This is a genomic window from Pelomicrobium sp. G1, from assembly GCF_051905455.1.
Taxonomy (GTDB): domain Bacteria; phylum Pseudomonadota; class Gammaproteobacteria; order Burkholderiales; family UBA6910; genus Pelomicrobium.
Map to the genome: position 1 here is coordinate 1 of NZ_JBQACR010000093.1, position 490 is coordinate 490.

Genomic DNA, 490 nt, shown 5'->3' on the forward strand with positions numbered 1-490 from the left:
GAGCGGTTCCGCCCCCATGTCCCTGCGCTCGTCGGCAAGCCAGCGGCTTCGCCGCTGCATCGCATACAGGGTATCGAGCAGGTCCGCGCTCGGGCGCCGCGGGCGCTGTCGCAGCATGCGTAAATCGGGAATCGGTAGCCGCTCTTCCGGCGGCTCGGGGAGAAAGAAGTAGCCGAACGGCGTATGGGTCGCTCTCGCGAACGCCTCGAGCTGCTTGAACGTCGGCTGCCCCTCGCCCTCCATTCATTTCGGCAGCCCGCGGAATCGCTGCGCGAGCTCGCGCGGTTCGTAACCGGCGCGCTCGCAGGCCCAGCGGAGCAGTTCAGGACGGACAGAGACGCTGGTCATAGGACGACCTTGACGCCATCAATATCCCGCATCGCCGGTTCACTGACAACGGCGGCATGCCTTCCTGTCAGCGACGCGCCACGGGGCAGGACTGCGACGTGTACGCTGGCGGGTGCATCCCACTCGGCGGGCTGCGTTTCGC

At 67.3% G+C, this 490-nt stretch carries 1 pseudogene; it reads right to left on the bottom strand.

The features are described 5' to 3' along the window. Positions 1-243, bottom strand: a pseudogene (locus tag ACTFO6_RS17615) (DNA-binding protein); the annotation flags it as partial. Between the last annotated feature and the right edge of the window lie 247 nt (positions 244-490).